17 protein-coding genes are annotated in these 19,791 nt (G+C 49.1%); 10 read left to right on the top strand and 7 right to left on the bottom strand.

Annotated elements, in window-relative coordinates; genetic code table 11:
• On the bottom strand, positions 1 to 141 hold a 141-nt coding region (locus tag GOB58_RS08780), incomplete at its 3' end, for a transposase (protein WP_173559936.1).
• Positions 142 to 232: 91 nt separating this feature from the next.
• Between GOB58_RS08780 and GOB58_RS08775 the strand changes: the two genes are divergently transcribed.
• Positions 233 to 520, top strand: a complete 288-nt coding sequence (locus GOB58_RS08775) for a hypothetical protein (protein ID WP_173559935.1) — start codon at positions 233 to 235, stop codon at positions 518 to 520.
• A 269-nt stretch (positions 521 to 789) separates the two neighbouring features.
• A complete protein-coding gene (locus tag GOB58_RS13105) occupies positions 790 to 1,149 on the top strand; it encodes a Hint domain-containing protein (RefSeq protein ID WP_242005281.1) in 360 nt (119 codons plus the stop codon).
• A gap of 117 nt (positions 1,150 to 1,266) precedes the next feature.
• Here GOB58_RS13105 and GOB58_RS08765 read toward each other — a convergent pair whose 3' ends face one another.
• The 4 genes from GOB58_RS08765 to GOB58_RS12955 form a co-directional block, all read right to left on the bottom strand.
• Entirely contained in the window at positions 1,267 to 2,169 is a 903-nt protein-coding gene (locus GOB58_RS08765; RefSeq protein WP_086555546.1) for a LysR family transcriptional regulator, read from the bottom strand.
• Between the two features lie 94 nt (positions 2,170 to 2,263).
• The gene (locus GOB58_RS08760; protein ID WP_173559934.1) at positions 2,264 to 3,568 is read right to left on the bottom strand and encodes an NTP/NDP exchange transporter; all 1,305 of its coding nucleotides are present in this window, start codon (positions 3,566 to 3,568) and stop codon (positions 2,264 to 2,266) included.
• Positions 3,558 to 4,205: an NADPH-dependent F420 reductase gene (locus GOB58_RS08755; RefSeq protein ID WP_173559933.1), complete on the bottom strand. Its 648-nt coding sequence runs from the start codon at positions 4,203 to 4,205 to the stop codon at positions 3,558 to 3,560. Before GOB58_RS08755 ends, GOB58_RS08760 begins: the two co-directional genes overlap by 11 nt.
• Before the next feature lie 331 nt (positions 4,206 to 4,536).
• The gene (locus GOB58_RS12955; RefSeq protein ID WP_198911782.1) at positions 4,537 to 4,800 is read right to left on the bottom strand and encodes a hypothetical protein; all 264 of its coding nucleotides are present in this window, start codon (positions 4,798 to 4,800) and stop codon (positions 4,537 to 4,539) included.
• A gap of 179 nt (positions 4,801 to 4,979) precedes the next feature.
• Between GOB58_RS12955 and GOB58_RS08745 the strand changes: the two genes are divergently transcribed.
• Both GOB58_RS08745 and GOB58_RS08740 read left to right on the top strand, forming a co-directional pair.
• Positions 4,980 to 5,615, top strand: coding sequence for a LysE family translocator (locus tag GOB58_RS08745; RefSeq protein ID WP_173559932.1), 636 nt, complete (start codon positions 4,980 to 4,982; stop codon positions 5,613 to 5,615).
• A 125-nt stretch (positions 5,616 to 5,740) separates the two neighbouring features.
• Positions 5,741 to 6,745, top strand: a complete 1,005-nt coding sequence (locus GOB58_RS08740) for an asparaginase (RefSeq protein WP_173559931.1) — start codon at positions 5,741 to 5,743, stop codon at positions 6,743 to 6,745.
• On the opposite strand, the gene GOB58_RS08735 is transcribed toward GOB58_RS08740, so the two are convergent.
• Complete coding sequence (locus GOB58_RS08735) at positions 6,742 to 8,016, bottom strand: Nramp family divalent metal transporter (RefSeq protein WP_242005280.1); 1,275 nt, start codon at positions 8,014 to 8,016, stop codon at positions 6,742 to 6,744. The genes GOB58_RS08740 and GOB58_RS08735 overlap by 4 nt on opposite strands.
• 358 nt (positions 8,017 to 8,374) lie before the next feature.
• Here GOB58_RS08735 and guaB point away from each other — a divergent pair, with 358 nt between their 5' ends.
• The 4 genes from guaB to GOB58_RS08715 all read left to right on the top strand — a co-directional run bounded on the left by guaB (position 8,375) and on the right by GOB58_RS08715 (position 14,084).
• Complete coding sequence (gene guaB, locus GOB58_RS08730) at positions 8,375 to 9,853, top strand: IMP dehydrogenase (protein ID WP_086635302.1); 1,479 nt, start codon at positions 8,375 to 8,377, stop codon at positions 9,851 to 9,853.
• Between the two features lie 9 nt (positions 9,854 to 9,862).
• The gene (locus GOB58_RS08725; RefSeq protein ID WP_173559929.1) at positions 9,863 to 11,152 is read left to right on the top strand and encodes an RsmB/NOP family class I SAM-dependent RNA methyltransferase; all 1,290 of its coding nucleotides are present in this window, start codon (positions 9,863 to 9,865) and stop codon (positions 11,150 to 11,152) included.
• 202 nt (positions 11,153 to 11,354) lie between these two features.
• The gene (locus GOB58_RS08720; protein WP_173559928.1) at positions 11,355 to 13,202 is read left to right on the top strand and encodes a cation:proton antiporter; all 1,848 of its coding nucleotides are present in this window, start codon (positions 11,355 to 11,357) and stop codon (positions 13,200 to 13,202) included.
• 165 nt (positions 13,203 to 13,367) lie between these two features.
• The gene (locus tag GOB58_RS08715) at positions 13,368 to 14,084 is read left to right on the top strand and encodes a response regulator transcription factor (protein WP_086635305.1); all 717 of its coding nucleotides are present in this window, start codon (positions 13,368 to 13,370) and stop codon (positions 14,082 to 14,084) included.
• 64 nt (positions 14,085 to 14,148) lie between these two features.
• On the opposite strand, the gene GOB58_RS08710 is transcribed toward GOB58_RS08715, so the two are convergent.
• Positions 14,149 to 15,954 carry an ABC-F family ATP-binding cassette domain-containing protein gene (locus tag GOB58_RS08710; RefSeq protein WP_086555536.1) on the bottom strand — a complete coding sequence of 602 codons (1,806 nt, stop codon included), beginning with the start codon at positions 15,952 to 15,954 and terminating at the stop codon, positions 14,149 to 14,151.
• A gap of 409 nt (positions 15,955 to 16,363) precedes the next feature.
• On the opposite strand from GOB58_RS08710, the gene cydD reads away from it, so the two are divergent.
• Together cydD and cydC are read left to right on the top strand one after the other, a co-directional pair.
• Positions 16,364 to 18,091 (top strand): thiol reductant ABC exporter subunit CydD, encoded by a 1,728-nt coding sequence (gene cydD, locus GOB58_RS08705; RefSeq protein WP_173559927.1) that lies wholly within the window; start codon positions 16,364 to 16,366, stop codon positions 18,089 to 18,091.
• On the top strand, positions 18,084 to 19,769 hold the full coding sequence (gene cydC, locus GOB58_RS08700) for a thiol reductant ABC exporter subunit CydC (RefSeq protein ID WP_173559926.1): 1,686 nt from the start codon (positions 18,084 to 18,086) through the stop codon (positions 19,767 to 19,769). Before cydD ends, cydC begins: the two co-directional genes overlap by 8 nt.
• Positions 19,770 to 19,791: the final 22 nt, after the last annotated feature.

The following is a 19,791-nucleotide window of genomic DNA, read 5'->3' as shown; positions in this document are numbered from 1 at the left end:
CCACTGAAGCCCGTTGCGGATCACATAAACGATCCCGCTCAGAACACGCCGGTCATCCACGCGGGGCACGCCGTGTGCAAGAGGAAAAAACGGCTCAATCCGCTTCATCTGACTCTCAGATAGTAAAAATACGTCACTCACAGGCTCATCCTCCATCGGTAAGCCTGTGAATCACAATCTCTCGCTCAGTTCAATAAATTAATAGGTCCTGAGCCTAGATCTTGCATACAGGATGATGCAGTCTGGTCTTATATGGATCGCCTACTTTGACGAGTATGATACGGCTGAAGAAGCGAAAAATATCTTTGAGCAGATGGCAGAACAGTCTCCCAATATAGCTGAAGGAGGAGCAGTATGGTCTACATATCAGTATTATTTGTCCGGTGCTGGACAAGCCTTCTGGGATGAGTGGAAGACATCAGATGATGATGCATTGTACTGGCAAAAATTGAACCATATTTTTGATGAGCATCATGTAGGATTTGATAAATCCTGTTTTGTACCAGTAAAGTTTGAATAAAATGAAATAGTATTTTTTATGTTATGATAATGGCTTTCTCTGGTAAAAATCAGATGGGTTTTCAGTGGTGTTGCACTTCCTGGGCATGTAACGGTTAGCCAGTATTCCGAAGCTATACAGGATGCGATGAGCATCCTGACGGGTAGTTTGGGTAAAGATATTATTCTGGCGGTAACAGACTGAAATTACTCAATAAGACCAGAAAATCTGAAAATGAAGTCCCGCTCATAAGAGAGAGGGATGTTCCCCCACTGCCTTCGCACTATTTTGTGGCGGACACCTCTGTTCTGCCCCTAACAGGGGCGCGTGCGATTGAAGCACTACGTCCGGGAGATCTTGTCATCTGCCGTGACGAAACACGGCAGATGAGTGTTGTGAAGCCGGTTGTCAGGCTTATACGTAATCATCATCAGAAGATCCTGAGCCTTACGCTGCGGGGCAGTTCACGCGATGAGCTGCTGGCAGATCTCCCCGCTAAGATAGAAGAAATCACCTGTGACCGGATACAGACAGCAACAGGATCAGGTTATGGCTTGCAGAACGCACTATCACAGCCTGTATTCCGCCGAAAAAGAACCGGAAATCAAAGCCACCTTACGACTGGCATCTGTATAAAAAGCGTCACCTGATCGAAAACATGTTCGCAAAGCTCAAAGGCTGGCGACGAGTGGCAACACGATACGATCGCTGCGCTCATACTTTTATATGTAAGCAATCTTAAAGAATGTGTCCTGAGCCTGGATATATTATAGTGATTTTATATATTTCTTCATTTCTTTAAGAAGAAGCCGAACGCTGCTTTTAACATGCTCACGGGAAGGCAGGACAGCATAAAGAGAGACCGTTTCTCCCTGAAATTCAGGCAAAATCCTTATCAGGCTGCCATTATTGAGATTATCCTGCGCATCCCATAGTAATTTATAGGCAATACCTTTGCCTGACAGTGCCCAGTCATGCACAATTTCAGCACTTGTGCTGCTAAGCCTTGGCGTCACCACCACCACATGTGAGCTATTTTTATTTTCCAGTATCCACTGATTTAACGGCTCCATCGTTTTATAACGCCGTAAACACAGGCAGGTATGTTTTTTTAAATCCTCAGGCGTCTGAGGCTGACCGTATTGTTCAATATATTCTGGGGAGGCACAGGGCACTCTGTTCGTTGATGCAAGTTTTGTAACAATAGAACCGGATGTTTCAGGCATGCCCAGGCGAATAATCAGATCAAGATAGTCGCCAAAATCATATGACCCCTCAGAAGCAACAGCGAGACTGAGCTGAAGGTCGGGGTGCTCGCTACCAAAATGTGCTATGAAGGGTGCCAGTTTGTTACGCCCCAGCTCAAGTGGTGCACCTATGCTTAACGCCCCCTGTAAGAGACGGTTAGACTGCATAATTTCGGCCTCAAGGTGTTCTGTACCCTCAACAAGCTTTACGCCACCATCATAATAAAGCTGTCCGCTGTCACTCAGATGAAAATGTCGCGTATTACGCACAACAAGTGTTACACCCAGCCGCTCTTCAAGGCGTCTTAACCTGCGCGATACAGCAGGGGCAGAGACACCCAGCCGCTTTGCTGTCGCACTGACACTACCAGCCTGAACCAGCTGAACAAAAAAACTAATATCTGTCAGATTTTCGAGAATCATCTTCAAAATGGCCCTGACCACTCTCGTACATATACCAGTGCAATCCATAGCGACTGATGCTGTGTATACAAGAGCTTAGCTGTATTGTGCTACGCTATGTACTCTCCTTTTCTAAGCGGAAAGACTGATCATCCTGTCCGCCAAGAAAATATCCTGTTCCGGCCCATATAAAAGCCAGCGCAGCACCGGCAAGGGAGACGACGACAGAACTTTGCGAAACGGCGGTAATCGCAGCGATAGTCCAGCCACTGACGGCATCACCCGCACGGTATACTACGGTATCGAGAAAGCTTTTTGCACGATATTTTACATCTGCCGGCATTGGCGTGAACAAAATTTCACGCCCGGGGCGAATAAACGCATATTCACTCACACGTCTTACCGCCATAACAGTCGCGACCATGACAAACACCGGCCATATTGCAAGCAGCAGAAACCCTGCCGTAATAATCAATGGTGCAATGGTCAGCAGGCCTTTGACACCGAAACGATGTGCAAAGCGTCCGGTTATTACTACCTGACAAAGCAGAGAAAGGGCCTGAACAGCGCTGTCAATAATTGAAAAAACACGCACCTGTTCCACTCGTGAAGGGAAGGTAACAGCTACTAATCTGGCCTGTTCAAAGTAAAGAAAAGTCGATGATGTGCTTAACAGCATAACAAAAGCAGCAAGACACAACAGATAAGGTGAACGCATGACCATCGTGAAACCAGCAAAAGGGTTACCTCTTACCGGGCGGTAACGTGCTTCACACTCCTCCTCATTCTCCTGGCTGGTACGCCACGCCATTAAACGTGACTTAGTCAGCAGGGAGCCTCCTAACAGGAACGCTGAAACCACCATTAACCCTGGTAGTGATACAATACTGACGAGTAGTGCCCCGGCAACGGGTCCGGTAATACCGCCAATACTGGCGCCGCTGGCAATGAAACCAAAAAGACGGCCTGCCTGCTCTTTTCTGAATATATCCGCCATCAGACTCCAGGCGACGGATACAACGAATAAATTAAAAACTGACAACCAGACAAAAAATGCCCGTGCCACCCACAGGCTGGCAGGCCACAGAAAAAGACAACATGCAAAGCCAAGCATGTTGAGAGCAAAAAAACTATAAACCCAGTTAATAAACTGCGCGCGAGCCACGCGGGCATTAAGCCATCCATAAAGGGGTACAGCCAGCAGCATAACGATAAAGGTAGAGCTAAACAGCCATTGCAGATTATGGAGCCCGCTGGCAATGCCCATAGCATCACGCACCGGGCGCAAAACTGCGTAGCCGGTAAAAAGAAAGAAAAAAAGCCCAAACCCCCAGAGGCACGCGCTCACTTCACCCGGATGAGCATTAATGGCTTTACAAAATCTGAGAGTAAAAGGCCCCGGTGTTTTATCAGAGATCATGGCCACGCACAGGTACGCAGCCGGTCGCTTTAATCAGCTGAGCGGCAACCTCACCGGCTTTATCGTTTGTAAAACTATACAGAACTTCTGTGTCGCCACCGCCACCATCAGTCAGACTGCTGGCATTAACTGAATTAAATGCCCGTACAAATAACGTGCCGGGAAATAGCTGGGCCGAATATTTGGCGACACCAAAACTACGGGCTTTTTCAGCCACGGCACCATCCCGATAAGGGTAGGCGTTATCAGCATCAATCAGTATTTTACCAGCGAGTACCTTACTATATTTTTCTGCAATAGACGGCTCAGCCCCATAAGGAACAGCCAGTAAAATGACATCACCAAAAGCTATTGCCTGTGCTACATCTCCCGCCCGTGCATTTGCACCGGCATTTGCAACGACATCCTGCAGTAATTCCGGCTCTCTGGATGAGAACATAACCTGATAACCAGCCTGTGCCCATAAACGCCCAAGAGTGCCGCCTACCTGCCCGGAACCAATAATGCCAATACGTGGCAAATTTGTTTTTCCTGGTCTGTAAGATTCTGCCATGGCCGGGGGCAGGGACGTTATTGCAGTTATACTGCATATAACTCCAAGCACGTTGCGCCGCGATGAACGAAATGATGGTGGCATATTAAAGCCTCCCCTGTAGCCTGATAGAGAGCTTTCAGCATACTCAATGTTTGTCAGGGTGCAACATGCACATATAGCCATAGCCTGCACAAACATCAGCACGTTATTTTTATGCAAAATAAAATTTTAAAGTCAGGCTCATGCCTCATTCGTTAAGATAGAAGAGGACGGTTGCTGCGATATTAATTGCGAACATGAATGTATAAGCACAGCGGTCATATCATGTTGCGACACGTCGCCAGTTTTTGAGCTTTGCAAATATATTTTCGATCAGATGGCGCTTTTTACACTAGTGGGCAGTCGTAAGGCGGTTTTAATTTCCGGTTCTTCTTCAGCGGGATACAGGCGGTGATATGCCGGTCTGCGAGAGACAGCCTGATCCTGTTGCTGTCTGTATCCGGTCACAGGTGATTTCTTCTGTCTCGTCTGGCAGATCAGCCAGAAGAACATCTGCTCCCCTGAAGTCACTGACCTGGCCATCGCACACGGCATGGAGTTTTGCGTTCAGACCGCCTTTGGTTCGCCCGGTATGGCGGGAAAAGCCCTTTTTTAAGCAGGGAGGCTGCCGTTCTGTGTGCTTTGAGATATGTCGCATCGATTATCAGACGGATGTGGTTTGCGTGCAGTATTCATCCATCTGTTCTGCAATACTCATACCAGAAAGCACATGGCCTCCTCTGGTAAAATGAGAAAAATTCTATTATGGCTGCGCAGACAACCTATCAAAACAATACACTTAATAAAAATAAAATTGCCGGGAGACTTTAAATAATAATGCCTCAATTTCTGTTGCCTGTTCTGGCATTCGCCACGACCTGGGGCATTCTTGTTCTGACTCCCGGCACCGAAACCGCACTGGTTATCCGCCTGGGTATCAGTGTGGGGCGCACAACGGCAACAGGCGCTGTGCTGGGTATAGCAACAGGCCTGACATTATGGGGATTTGGGACTGCTTTTGGTCTGAGTGCTCTGATCTCAACTTCCCGACCGCTTTTCCTGGGGCTGGAGTGGGCCTGTGCAGGGTATCTGCTTTATCTCGCGGTCAGGCTTTTTATAAATGTTTTGAAAGCACACCCTCAGCAGGCTGAAGCTCATGGTGGCTATACGCCTCAGGCTTTCTGGTCTGGTTTTCAGAGGGGGGCATTAACAACTGCTCTGAACCCTCTTGTCGGCGTGTTTGACCTGACTGCGTTCCCTCAGTTTATTCCGCCTGGCGTTAGTGTGCTGTCATATTCATTCCTGCTTCTGATTGTGCAGGTTATTCTGACGTTGCTGTGGTATTTTACTCTTGTCATTATGGCTGTTTCTCTGAGCCGTTTTCTGGCCAGACCTGCTATTATTCGTATTCTTGACACGCTGACAGGGCTGGTTTTTGTGTTCTTTGCTGTCAGGCTGCTCTTAAACCCATAAACTTTTTTGATCCTGTCAGATAACCAGATAATCAGCATCAGGCGTTAACGCTCAGCTCTGACTTAACGAAAAAAATAAGACAGGCTATAAGCTGCAGAAGTAACACCTGTAGCAGGCGCCTGATAATGACTGAGCACTCACCACCCTCCCGTATTTTGATTTTAGCCACAGGCGGCACAATTGCCGGGCAGATGAACGCCCGCTCAGCCTCAGGTTATGATGCTGGCAATGTGTCTGTTCAGGACCTGCTTCATCACGTACCCAATCTGCCGGAAACGGCAGATATTCATGCTGAGCAGATTGCCAGCATTGGCTCCCAGAATATGAATGATGCGCTCTGGTTTGCGCTTGCACGTCGTATAATGCAGGCATTTGAGCAGGAGGACTTTGATGCCGCCGTCATTATTCATGGTACAGACACGCTTGAAGAAACGGCTTTTTTTCTGCAGCACGTTGCTAAAAGTCAGAAACCGGTGATTTTGACCGGTGCAATGCGCCCGGGTGGTGCCCCCGGTGCAGATGGTCCGGTTAATATCTCTCACGCCCTGAAAGTTGCAGCCAGCCCCAAAGCCCGTGAGCGGGGTGTTATGGTGGTTTTTAATGAAACCATTTATGATGCCCGTACAGTAAGTAAAATTAACACCTCAGAAGTGAATGCATTTACGTCTGTCAATGGCGGGCCTGCAGGTTATGTTGATACGGACAGAGTTTACTTTGTAACACCTGCCGCGCCACCGGTACCTCTGTTCAGTTTACCAGAACATGAGAGCCTGCCGTGTGTTGATATTATTTATGCCCATAGCAATATGGACGATCGCCTGATTTGCCATGCTCTGGCTGACGGTGTGAAAGGTATTGTTCTTGCCGGCATAGGTGACGGTAATGCATCAGATACAGCACTCGCAGCACTCGACCGGGCTGTCGCGCAGGGTGTGCATGTTATACGTGCCAGCCGCGTTGGCAGTGGTCTGGTAAAACGCAATATTGAAGTCTCTGACGATATCCGCGGTTTTAATGTATCATGTGATTTATCGCCACATAAAGCCCGTATTCTGCTTCAGCTGCTCATTGCCAGCAAAACAACGTCTGCGTCTGCGATACGCCAGGCTTTTGCAGGCGCTTACCTTTAAAAAACGGTATCGTACAGCAGTTTGAAGTTAAGCGCGAGGATGATGGCTGAAACAGCCCATGACAGCCATGAAACTTTCTTCGATATTACAAAGCTGCCCATTTTTTTGCGGTCAGAAACAAACATCACCAGAGGAATAACAGCAAAAGGCAGCTGCATGGAGAGAACCACCTGGCTGAGGATAAGAAGTGAGGTGGTGCCTTTCTCTCCATATAATAAAATAACGAGCAAAACAGGGATAAGAGCCAGGCCACGCGTTACAAGACGCCTTAACCAGGGGGGGATCTTCAGTTTTAAAAAGCCCTCCATCACAATCTGCCCAGCCAGCGTGCCGGTAATTGTCGAGTTTGTGCCCGCGGCCAGCAGTGCAACAGCAAAAAGGGTTGAGGCAATACCAAGCCCCAGTAAAGGAGAGATCAGTTTATAAGCCTGACCGATATCGGCTACATCCTGATGTCCTGTCCCATGAAACGCTGCAGCCGATACAATCAGGATGGCCGCGTTCACAAACAGTGCCAGCGTCAGAGCAATGGTGCTGTCTAGTGTCGCAAAGCGTATAGCTTCGCGCTTACCGGCCTCATCCTGCGCATAAGCACGCGTTTTCACTAAAGCTGAATGCAGATATAGGTTATGAGGCATGACTGTAGCCCCGACGATGCCGATCGCAACGTATAAAATATCCTGATTAGTCAGCACGACCGGAGAAAATAAAAACCCCTTCAGCACAGCTGGCAGAGCCGGGGAGGCCGCAACAACCTGAATGGCAAAGCAGGCTGCGATAATAGCAAGAAAAGCCATGACACAGGCCTCAAGCCATCTCATCCCAAGTTTGAGCAGTAAAAGCAGCAGAAACGTATCGAGTACAGACAGGCAGGCTCCGGCAATAAGAGGGATGTGAAAAAGTAATTGCAGGGCAATGGCCGTGCCAATAACTTCTGCAAGGTCACAGGCGATAATTGCAATTTCACAGGTCAGCCAGAGAAAAAAATTAATAAAAGGTGGAAAGTAAGCCCGGCAGGCCTGTGCCAGATCATAGCCGGTAGCAATCCCGATCCTGGCCGAGAGGGACTGGAGTAAGACAGCCATAACATTTGACAAAAGTATGACAGAGAGCAGCACAAACCCGAAACGCGCGCCGCCTTCAAGGTCTGTGGCCCAGTTTCCGGGGTCCATATACCCCACTGACACCATATAGCCTGGCCCGACAAAAGCCAGGAACCGCCTGAACGACGAGGCGCCGTCAGGCACTTTCACACCCGGCCCAGCAGACATGCCAGAACAGTTTTGTTCCGGGTATTCTGCATGATCGGAAGGTACTGGTGACCGGGAGGGAGAGGCTTGCATGAATAAAAGCTTTTTTAATAAAATGAACGTTTCATCAAAAAACAAACACCTTCACTATGTCTCAGCACGCAATATCTGAATAGTAGCCATCAGCATTTTATTAACATTATACCTGCTTTTAAGGTATGCATGACGAGGCATCATGCCTGAAATCGAACAAGATAGATCTTGTATTTATCGTTAAGATATTATATCCCCGGCTGCCATCTGTCTGATGGCCTGAAGACACAAATCTGCTGCTATCGGGTGATCCCAATTGACATCTTAAGCTAAGGATTCCTGTAGTATGACCCTTTCCCCTTATAGTCGCGTTACTGAAGCCCTGGCGTTTGATGATGTGCTGCTTGTTCCCTGCGCATCAGATGTCGTCCCAGGCCAGACTTCTGTGCGGACACGCCTCACACGCTCTATCGAGCTGAATATCCCTCTGATCTCCGCTGCTATGGATACCGTTACCGAAAGCCAGATGGCGATTGCGATGGCACAGCAGGGCGGTCTGGGTGTTATTCATAAAAACCTGACACCTGAAGAACAGGCAGAGCACGTTCGTCGTGTTAAACGCTTTGAATCAGGCATGGTTGTTAACCCTGTTACAGTCGGACCAGAACAGACACTGGCCGAAGTTCAGGCCATTATGCAGCATCATGGCATTAGTGGTTTGCCTGTGATTGAACCTGACACGCAGAAGCTGATTGGTATTCTGACCAATCGTGATGTGCGTTTTGCAACTGACCCGACCTCACGGGTTGATACGCTTATGACCCGCGACAACCTGGTCGTGGTGCGTGAAGGCGTTGATGCAGATACAGCACGCCACCTGCTGCATAAACACCGCATTGAAAAACTGCTGGTTGTTGATGAGCAGAACCGCTGCATCGGTATCATCACTGTTAAAGATATGGATAAAGCTGTTGCTTATCCGCTGGCCATCAAAGACAGCATGGGCCGCCTGCGTTGTGCAGCAGCCACCGGTGTTGGTGATGATGGCTTTGACAGAGCAAAACGCCTGGTTGAGGCCGGAGTTGATGTTCTGGTCGTGGACACAGCTCATGGTCACTCAGCCGGTGTGCTGCGTGCAGTTGAACGCCTGAAATCATATGATCAGAATATTCAGATTATTGCAGGTAACGTTGCAACCCCAGAAGCCGCGCTTGCACTGATCGAAGCGGGGGCAGACTGCATTAAAATCGGCATTGGTCCGGGTTCAATCTGCACCACCCGTATTGTTGCAGGTGTTGGTGTACCGCAGTTCTCTGCTGTTCTTGAAACTTCAATCGCATGTCATGAAAAAGATACGCCTGCGATTGCTGATGGCGGTGTTCGTACGTCAGGCGATATTGTTAAAGCCATTGGTGCTGGTGCTGATGTTGTGATGGTTGGCTCATTGCTGGCTGGCACAGAAGAGGCTCCTGGTGAAGAGTTCCTGTATCAGGGGCGCTCTTACAAATCATATCGCGGCATGGGCAGCCTTGGTGCCATGGCCCGCGGGTCAGCGGATCGCTACTTCCAGCAGGAAGTCAGAGATGCTCTGAAACTTGTGCCTGAAGGCATTGAAGGTCGTGTACCTTACAAAGGTGCTATGGCCGCTGTTGTGCATCAGCTTGTTGGTGGCCTTAAAGCTGGTATGGGCTATACAGGCTCACACGAGATTAAAAACCTTCAGGAAAATGCACGCTTCCGTCGCATTACAGGCGCAGGCCTGCGTGAAAGTCACGTGCATGATGTTTCCATCACACGTGAGGCTCCTAACTACCAGCGGGACTGATCTGAACCTATGACACCATCTGCGCGTCTCGCAGCCTCTGTTGATCTTTTATCTGAGATTAAAACGCTCTCACGTAAACCGGCCGATGCCATCGCCAGCGATTTTTTTCGTGAACGGCGTTATATCGGAGGCGGAGATCGACGGGCCGTCTCATCTCTCGTATGGGATGTGATGCGCAGCTGGTATCGTCTGAGCTGGCATTTGTCTCTGGCAGGGGCTGAGCCAACGCCACGCCTGCTGGCAGGGGCTTGCCTGCTTTTTCAGGGCACCACTCTAAAAGAACTGACAGAACAGTTCGCCGACGGGCGTTTTTGTGCCGGTGCATTATCTCTGTCAGAACGTAATGTTCTGACACGTCTGAAAACCGGTGCGCTGGTGACTGAGACCATGCCGCTGTCTGTGCGGTGCGAAATACCTGACTGGCTGCTGCCTGAGCTGCAGCAAACATTTGGGGAAACACTGGAGCAGGAACTTACCGCTCTTTCAGAGACAGCCTCTCTCGACATGCGGGTGAATATTTTACGTACCACGCGTGAAGAGGCTCAGTCAGCACTCAGGCAGGAAGGTTTTCTGACAACCCCGACACCATTATCTCCCTGGGGTTTACGGTTTAAAGGGCGTGTTTCAGTTACATCGACAGCGCCGTTTAAAGATGGCCGTATAGAAATACAGGATGAGGGCAGCCAGCTGGTTGCCGCTGCTCTTGACCCGGCGCCAGAGATGCGCGTTCTCGATTATTGTGCCGGTGCAGGTGGTAAAACGCTTGCTCTTGCCATGATGATGCAAAACAAAGGACATATCGCCGCCTGTGATGTATCTGAAAAAAGGCTGACCGGTGCGGTGAAGCGCCTCAGAAGAGCAGGGGTACATAATGTTGAACGCCACCTGCTGGTAAGTGGTGACAAATGGACGAAACGCAGGGCGGGATCTTTCGACCGTGTTCTTGTCGATGCACCATGTAGCGGAACAGGCACGTGGCGTCGCAACCCTGATGCTCGGCTGCGTCTGACGCAGGTGGATATTGATGAGCTGCTAGAAAAACAGGCAGCCATTCTCGATAAAGCTGCAGCTCTTGTTAAACCTGGCGGCAGAATGGTTTATGCGACCTGTTCTATTTTATCAGCTGAAAACACCCGTCAGATTGAATCTTTCCTGGCACGTCACGCTGATTTCAGACTCATCGCTCCGCAAAGCAGTTCTCTGCCTCACGCGTTGCGTGATTGTGATATGATTTCATTAACACCATACCGTGATGGTACAGATGGGTTTTTCGCAGCTACTCTTGAGAGAAAAGAGTAATTGTAATATTATGACAAAACATCAGCACTATAAAAACCATTATTTGTTTATGATTTAAATAAAAAATATTATATAAATTTTGTTATTTACCGAAGCCCTCTTACAGAGGGCTTTTTTTGTTTTGTTGGCAAAAATAAGAAGCATCAGTTAATATATCTTTATATAGGCTTAAAAAGCAGAGCTGTGTTTAAGACAGGTGGCCATGACTGAAAGTGTACTACTTTTCATTTTTTTTGTTCTGGGCGGTAGTATGCTCGCACAATGGACAGCCTGGCGTTTTCGGTTGCCTGCTATTGTATTGCTCTTTTCACTGGGGCTTGTCGCCGGGCCGGGTCTGGAAATTTTACATCCGACAAAGATGATTGGTCCGGCTTTCCATTCCCTTGTCTCTCTCGCCGTTGCGCTTATTGTTTTTGAAGGTGGCCTGGCGCTTGATTTTCGTCAGCTCAAACAATCAGGTGAAGGTGTTATTCGGCTGACGTTATTTGCACTACCGATCAATCTTATTCTGGGTAGTGCTGCCGCGCATTATATTGGCGCTATGAGCTGGGGGGCGGCGTTTCTCTTCGGTGCAATTATTGTTGTGACTGGCCCGACAGTTGTTTTACCGCTTCTCAGACAGGCTAAGCTACACCCCCGTGTCGCAGCTTTCTTGCGGTGGGAAGCTATTATTAATGACCCCGTTGGCGCTATTCTGGCAACTCTGGTGCTTGAAGTGCTTCTGATGCGACCAGGGGAGGGATCAGGCACTTTTTTTGGTTTTATCCTTCCTCATATGATTCTCAGTGCGGGATTAATGATCCTGCTCGGGTTTGGTGCGGCGTGGGGCATGCGCTGGCTCTGGGTGCGGGACATGATGCCCGAAATCCTCAAAATTCCGGTGTTAATTACCAGTGCGCTGGTTTTATTTGTTCTTGGCACCCTGGCGATGGACGGTGCAGGCCTTATGGCCTCAACCGTATTTGGCATGGCGCTGGTTAATCTGCGTATTCCAGGCTTTGCTGAAATTCAGCGCATGAAAGAAGCGCTGGTTGTACTGATTGTCTCTATTCTCTTTGTTTTACTGACTGCTGATCTTCAGCGCGCTGAGCTGGCACATCTTTCTATATCAATTGGTTTGCTGACACTTGCTGTTTTATTTCTGGTCAGACCGCTTGGCATATTGCTGGCAACTATTCGTTCAGACCTGACGTGGCCTGAGCGTATTTTTGTTGGCTGGATTGCCCCTCGCGGTATCGTAGCAGCTGCTGTTGCCGGTATTGCTGGCCTGCGCCTGCAGGATGCAGGCTACCCTGGGGCCGGGCAGGTTATGCCAGCTGTCTTTGCAATTATCGCCTCCACTATGATTTTACATGGTTTTTCACTTATGCCGCTGGGGCGGCGCCTGAAACTTACACTGTCTAACGAACCGGCTCTTGCTATCGTTGGGGCCAATACCTGGTCGACACACCTGGCCGCTACATTACATAAAGCAAATGTGCCCGTGCTTCTTGTTGACAGCTCTGAAAAAAAACTAATGCGGGCCAGGCATGAGAAAATTCCGGTACTTCAGACTGAAGTACTTTCGGAAGAAGGCGCTGAAAGTCTGGAAGAGCGACCTGCTGATTATCTTATCTGCGCAACACCGGATAATATCTATAATGGCCTTGTCTGTGCTCATCTGGCGCCGCACTTTGGTCACCAGCGGGTTTTCCAGGTCAGCCCCGGTATTGCGCGCCTCGACCAGTATAGCGGGCTAAGCCGGGATGCCCGAGGTAAAGTTTTTGGCGACCCTTCATGGAACTTCACACTGCTTGAAACACTTATCAGTGAAGGCTGGCACTTCATGGAGCTTATTGTCACGACTGAAAACAAACATACTGTTTTTCACGAGAATAATAATCTTCTGCCCTTTCTGGTCATACAGAAAGGCGTTGCGATAAGTGTTCTTTCTGCTGAAGATGATATCCGCCCCTCGCTTGAGAATGGATATAGTGTCATCGCTCTTGTACCACCCGAGTTTTCTGAGGCTGAACTTATAACCGGCGGATCACATTACGTAGGAGCATAAAACATTTTTTTGAAGATACCACACTCTGGTAACACCTTTTTTTACCAGCCAGATATGGTATTCGCTCTTGGTTAAAGAGGAAAATCATGAGATGGTTCTGCCAGACCGGAAAGGCTCGGATCGTCCTTTAAAAATTAAGAGCCGACATAAAGGGTATCAATACTTATGACAGGTGCACGTCCCATACTGATCGTTGATGATGACCAGGTACTTCGGCAAACTCTTGTTGAGCAACTACAGATTGATGGTGAGTTTTCAGTAACAGAAGCTGTCTCCCTGGCTGATGCGCGCAGTAAACTGGAAGCGCCTGACAGTCGGTATGATTCCATTCTGCTTGACGTCACACTACCAGATGGCGATGGCCGAGATTTCTGCGCAGAGCTGCGTAGCAGCGGTGTGCGTGTACCCATTATCATGCTCACCGGCTCAGATGATGAAGCGGATATTGTTCGCGGTCTTGATGCCGGTGCCAATGACTATGTTGCCAAGCCATTCCGTATTGCAGAACTTCTGGCGCGCCTGCGTGCGCAGCTAAGACTTTTTGAAAATAGTGAAGATGCTGTTTTCTCGATCGGGCCGTATACATTTCGCCCGTCGGTTAAACTCCTTCAGGAAACGACAAAAAATAAGCGTATCCGCCTTACCGAAAAAGAAACGGCTATTCTTAAATTTTTATATCGTGCCGGTACACGCCCTGTTCCACGCCAGGTTTTGCTCAATGAGGTGTGGGGTTATAATGCAGCCGTGACGACACATACGCTTGAGACCCACATTTATCGCCTGAGACAAAAAATCGAACCCGATCCGGCTAATGCATCTTTGCTGATTACAGAAGGTGGCGGGTACAGACTTTATCCTGAAACGGGCCCTCAGTCTTCCTGAGCCAGCTCTTTTAAAAGGACCTTCTGATAATTTCAGAAGGTCCTTTTTTTATCACAAAACGAGCTTAATTATTTTCAAGCTCTTCCTTTTTCAGTTCAAGAGCGAGCCACTCTTCTTCAATCCCGGAGAGAAGGGTTTCTACCGCCTCCAGATCAGCTGAGTATTTCTGAAACTGTGTCGGGTTTCTGGCATATAAATCGACATCATCAAGCTTATTTTTCAGAGCTTCTTTCTTTTGCTCAAGCTTGGCCATCTCCTGAGGTAACTGAGATAATCTGAACTGATCTTTATAATTAAGCTTTTTTGCTGCCTGTTTAGGTGCTGCTGCAGAAGTCTGAGGCAGAGTGGCCGCTGCCGGCGCAGAAGATGCTGGCTGACTACTGGCTCGCATCTGCGAGAGCATACTGCTGTACCCTCCGACATATTCGGTCCAGTTTCCATCGCCTTCTGTTGTCAGTACAGACGTTGCAACACGATCAATAAAATCACGATCATGGCTGATAAGCAGAACAGTACCCGGGTATGATGCGAGCATATCCTGCAATAAATCCAGTGTTTCCAGGTCGAGATCGTTTGTTGGCTCGTCAAGCACAAGAAAATTTGACGGCTGAGATAAAATACAGGCCAGCATCAACCGTCCGCGCTCACCGCCGGAGAGGGCACTGACCGGAGTACGAGCCTGCTCGGGGCGAAACAGAAACTCCTTCATATAACCAATTACATGACGTTTTTCCGAGCCTACCTGTATCATCTCTCCACCACCGGTCAGGGTGTCTGAGAGTGTTTTTTCAGGATCAAGCATTTCGCGCTTCTGATCAAGGGACGCCATAGAAAGGGAAGGCCCCAGAACAATTGTTCCGGAATCAGGCTGGTCTTCACCGATTAACATGCGAAGGAGCGTTGTTTTACCAGCACCATTTGCACCAATAATAGCTAACCTGTCACCGCGGAGAATGCGCAGGTCGAGATTATTTACAATGGTACGATCACCCCAGCTTTTGCTGATATTTTCTGCAACGGCGACAAGTTTGCTTGATGTTCCGGCTGATAATGTATCCAGCGTTAATTTACCGGGCACTTTAATGGCTTCACTTCGTTTTTTCCGCAGATCAGCAAGCTCAGCCACACGTCTGACATTTCTTTTGCGGCGTGCCGTAACACCATAGCGCATCCAGTCTTCTTCACGCTCAATCTGCCTGTCAAGCTTGTGAGCGTCACGGCTTTCCTGCTCAAGAAACTCTTCACGCCATTCTTCAAAACGATCGAAGCCCTGATCAAGCCTGCGGGTTTCACCGCGGTCAAGCCAGACAACAGACCGGGAGAGTGTGGAGAGCAGGCGATGGTCATGGCTGATAATGACGATCGCACAATTTAAACTCATCAGCTCTTTTTCGAGCCAGCCAATAGTGGGCAGATCAAGATGGTTCGTCGGCTCATCAAGCAGAAGAATATCAGGGGAGGCCGCAAGAACACCAGCAATAGCGCAACGCCGGACTTCTCCGCCTGAAAGATGAGCCGTCTCTTTGTCTCCGCTAAGGTTAACAGCATCAAGGAGCGCTGCTGCACGCCACAAATCTGTCGGGTCGCTGATACGTGACTGAACATAGTCCAGCGCTGTCTTGTGCCCTGAAAGGTCAGGTTCCTGAGGCAGGTACTGTAATGTTGCGCCAGGCTGCAGAAATACAGAGCCTGAATCGGGTAAAAGCTGACTGGCAGCTATTTTAAGAAGCGTTGATTTTCCGCTTCCGTTACGTCCGATGAGGCATATCCGCTCACCGGGAGTGACTGCCAGATTTGCGCCATTAAGAAGAGGGCGCCCTCCCAGAGTAAAAGAAATATCCTGCAAATGGAGGATTGGTGCTGGTCCCATGAACGTCTTCTATATCCGTTAAAGCATCATCGATGTGTCTGTCAGGCAAGCATACCGACATTCTTCAGACATGAAGAGGGGTAAAGTCGCTTACAGCCGGATATGTTGCCATGACACAGGCTAAAGGTTCAAACAGCCTGGTCATAATGCAGCTATGTTCTGTTTTTCTCTGATCAGCGTCGCAGCACCGTCATATCATAAAAAATCTTTGTCAGCCTGACACACAATTTAAATATGATATAGCAAATAAAATCATCTTTCTTCATCCGGATGAGTCGCGTTAACTAATTTTAATTGAAGCATTTTTTAGCGTTTTTTCTGCTGTGTAAAGCATCACACCGTAACGCATAGCTGCAAAAATTTTATGAAGCTGTTGCTTTGGTAGCATATCCGTATAATGGCTTGCGTTATGAGCAACGAAAAAGCAGCAATACGCCAGTGGACGAAGGCACAGTCACGTCTTGGGCGCCAGGCAGCAAGGCCTGTTATTCTTCTCTCACTGATCTCCTCTCTTCTGGGGGTAGGGCTGGCCTGGTGTGTTGCCACTCTTCTGGGCTATGCTCTTATGGCACTGACCCAGGGGCCCGTTAATGCATCCCCCGTGCCTTATCTGGCTGGTTTTGTCATACTGTCAGTTCTGAGAGGGCTGTGTATGGCCAGGGGCGAGGTTGCCGCAGCCAAAGCCGGCTTTGCGGCCAGAAAGCGCCTGCGGGAAGAAGCTCTCGCTGCTATTTTATCTGAAGGCCCGGCTCTGCTGCGTCAGACTCACAGCGGTGTGCTTGCGACCACTGTGATTGACCGGGTTGAAGCCCTGAACGGCTTCTTTTCACGCTGGCTTCCTGCTTCCGTGCTCTGGATAGCCGCACCCTGCCTTATACTTATACCGGTTTATTGTATTCAGCCACAGGCGGCGCTCATCCTTGGGCTGTGCGGCCTGACCGTACCCTTTGCACAAGCTCTTTTTGGCATTGGCGCTGCTGTTGCATCACGTAAGCAGTTTCTGGCTATGGTGCGTCTGCAGGCTCGCTTTCTTGACCGGATTAAAGGCATTGCAACGATTGTTCTGGCAGGGCGGGCTGAAGACGAAACTCAACGCATCGGCGCAGCTGCGGAAGAACTGCGTGTAAGAACGATGAAAGTTTTGCGGGTCGCTTTCCTTTCATCAGCTTCGATCGATTGCGCCATGGTTGTGGCTTTTATAGTATTAACGCTTATCACTGCTCATACAGCTCTCACTTTACATGCACAGGGTATGGAAAGTGCTTTGCAGGTCACCCTAATTCACGGGTTATTTGCGCTGCTGGTCACGCCTGAATTTTTTGCCCCTCTGCGCTCTCTGGCTCTGGCTTACCAGGACCGCGCACATGCACAAAGTGCTGCGGCAGCTATGATGGATATCAGTAAGATACAAAAAGAATTTTCTTCTGACGTAGATAGTCTTACCGAAAGCCATAATGTCTCGATATGTTTTGACAATGTCAGTTTTACATGGGATCCGGCACGTGGAACTACGCTGAAAAATATATCTTTTTCTGTCAACCCGGGTGAAACCCTGGTTCTGTCAGGTGCCTCGGGAGCGGGGAAATCGACTATTGTTGAGCTTTTGCTGGGCTTTATTTACCCCGATAGCGGCACAGTTCTGTTCAATAATATACCAACAGAAACCTGCCCCCCGGAAAAGCTCTCTCACATCATTTCTGCAATCGGGCAAAGGCCTGTCTTATTTGCAGGTACATTGCGTGAAAATATCCTGTTCGCATCGCCAGACGCTAACGAGGCCGCATTAGCGGCAGCCATTCAGGCCGCTGCTGTCGATACATTCTTACCTCAGCTGCCAGACGGGCTGGAAACATATATAGGTGAGGGTGGTTTTGGTCTTTCTGGCGGGCAGGCGCAGCGTATTGCTATTGCCCGGGCTTACCTGAAAAATGCTCCTGTTTTACTGCTTGATGAACCTACAGCTCATCTCGACCCGCTAACAGAGCAGGATGTGTTTGAAAGCCTGAAAATACTGGCTAAAGGCAAAACAGTTATTCTTGCCACTCACTCAGCAGCGGCCATGAGCTTTGAAGGGAAACATATTCACCTCAGGGATGGTATGACTGATGATCAGAAAGGAAGCCGTGCAGATGGCTAAACATAAACCCCATGACGTGCACCTTTCTCCCTGGCAGGCTATAAAATACATCCTCAATCTCTGGTCAGACCAGGCTCCGCGGCTCATTTTTGGTGTTTTTCTTGCTCTTGCCGCCCTGTGCTGCTGGCTTGTTCTGGTCCAGTTTTCAGGGCTGCGACTGGCAGGGGTCGTGACCGGGAGCATAGTTGTCAGTACAGCACTTTTACGCATGAGTGGTATCGGGCGTATCCTCTTCCGGTATGCTGAGCGCTTATTTGCACATGATGCAATGTTTCGTGTGCTGGCTCAGCTGCGTGTATGGTTTTTCAGGTCTCTGGCTGATGGTGCCGCAGCAGGACTGGGCTTTAAACGGGCAGGGGACATGCTCTCCCGGCTTGTGTCAGATATCGGCACTCTGGACGGCCTTTACCTGCAGATTATTTTACCCTTTTTCTGTGCCTGTCTGACATTTTCCGCGCTTATTCTTATCATTTGCAAACAAAATTTTCTGCTGGGCAGCCTAATTAGCCTTCTCTTTTTTGTTGCAGCTTTCCTTATTCCCTACAGTATCGCGAAACTTGGGCAGAAAGACGCACAGAAACAGGCATCAAACCTTGCCGCCCTGCGTGTTAAGGTGCTCGACCTGACAGGTGGTTTAAGAGAAATTCGTACATTTAACGCAGAACAGCGAATTATGGCGGATATAAAAGAGACTGACGCAGTTTACTTAAACGGGCAGTTCTCACTCATACGTCAGGCATCATTAGCCAGTATGTCTGTGTTTTTCTGTGGTCAGTCAGCTATTTTTCTTATTCTGCTTGCACTTTCCGGCCTTGTCTTTTTTCATATCCAGCCACTTCCTGGCGTTGTCTGCCTCTTTCTGACCGTAGCCGCTTTTGAAAGTATCAGTGCGTTAACCAGAGCGGGGCTTCAGGCCGGCGCCATGGGAGCTTCAGCGCAGCGTGTTGTCGAAATCGCAGTTGCCCGGCCGGTACAACGGCCTGCACTTCCGCTCGTACCCGCTCCTGTTAATCCTTCAGTGTACATAAACAACCTGAAATTTCGCTGGGCAGAGGACCGGCCCTATATTTTCAATAAGTTAAACTTAACGCTCTCTGCTGGTTCTTACACGGTCCTCCTTGGGCCTTCAGGTATTGGCAAATCAAGCCTTGCAGCCCTGCTTTTAAAGGCGGCTACACCAGAATCAGGAACTCTCAGTCTCGATGACATTCCTTTTTCTGCTATCGACACAGATTCTCTGCGCCGGCAGATCGCCTGGCTGTCACAGGCAACGCATATTTTTGATGATACCATTCGCGCTAATCTGCTACTGGGCCGCCCCGAAGCAACAGAGGATGAGTTGTGGACCGCACTTGAAGAGGCATCCGTAGCTGACGTTGTTCACAGCTTACCTGAAGGGCTTGATACCTGGCTGGGTGAGGGCGGGATGAAACTTTCAGGCGGGCAGGGACGCCGTATAGCGCTCGCACGAACGCTGCTGACAAAGGCACCAATCCTGATTCTGGATGAACCCACAACCGGGCTGGATGCGCAGACAGAGCAAAGCTTTCTGATGACGCTGAATACCCTGGCTGCCAATCACACAATTCTCCTGGTCACTCACAGGCTGACTGGTGTTGAAACGCCAGACCAGATATGGCGTCTTTCAAAGGGGCAGGCTGTTCAGGAAAAAAATTAATAGTCTCAGTAATAAAAGCAAT

This window comes from Acetobacter thailandicus (genome assembly GCF_011516655.1).
GTDB lineage: Bacteria > Pseudomonadota > Alphaproteobacteria > Acetobacterales > Acetobacteraceae > Acetobacter > Acetobacter thailandicus.
This window is presented reverse-complemented; position numbering and strand designations above follow the sequence as displayed.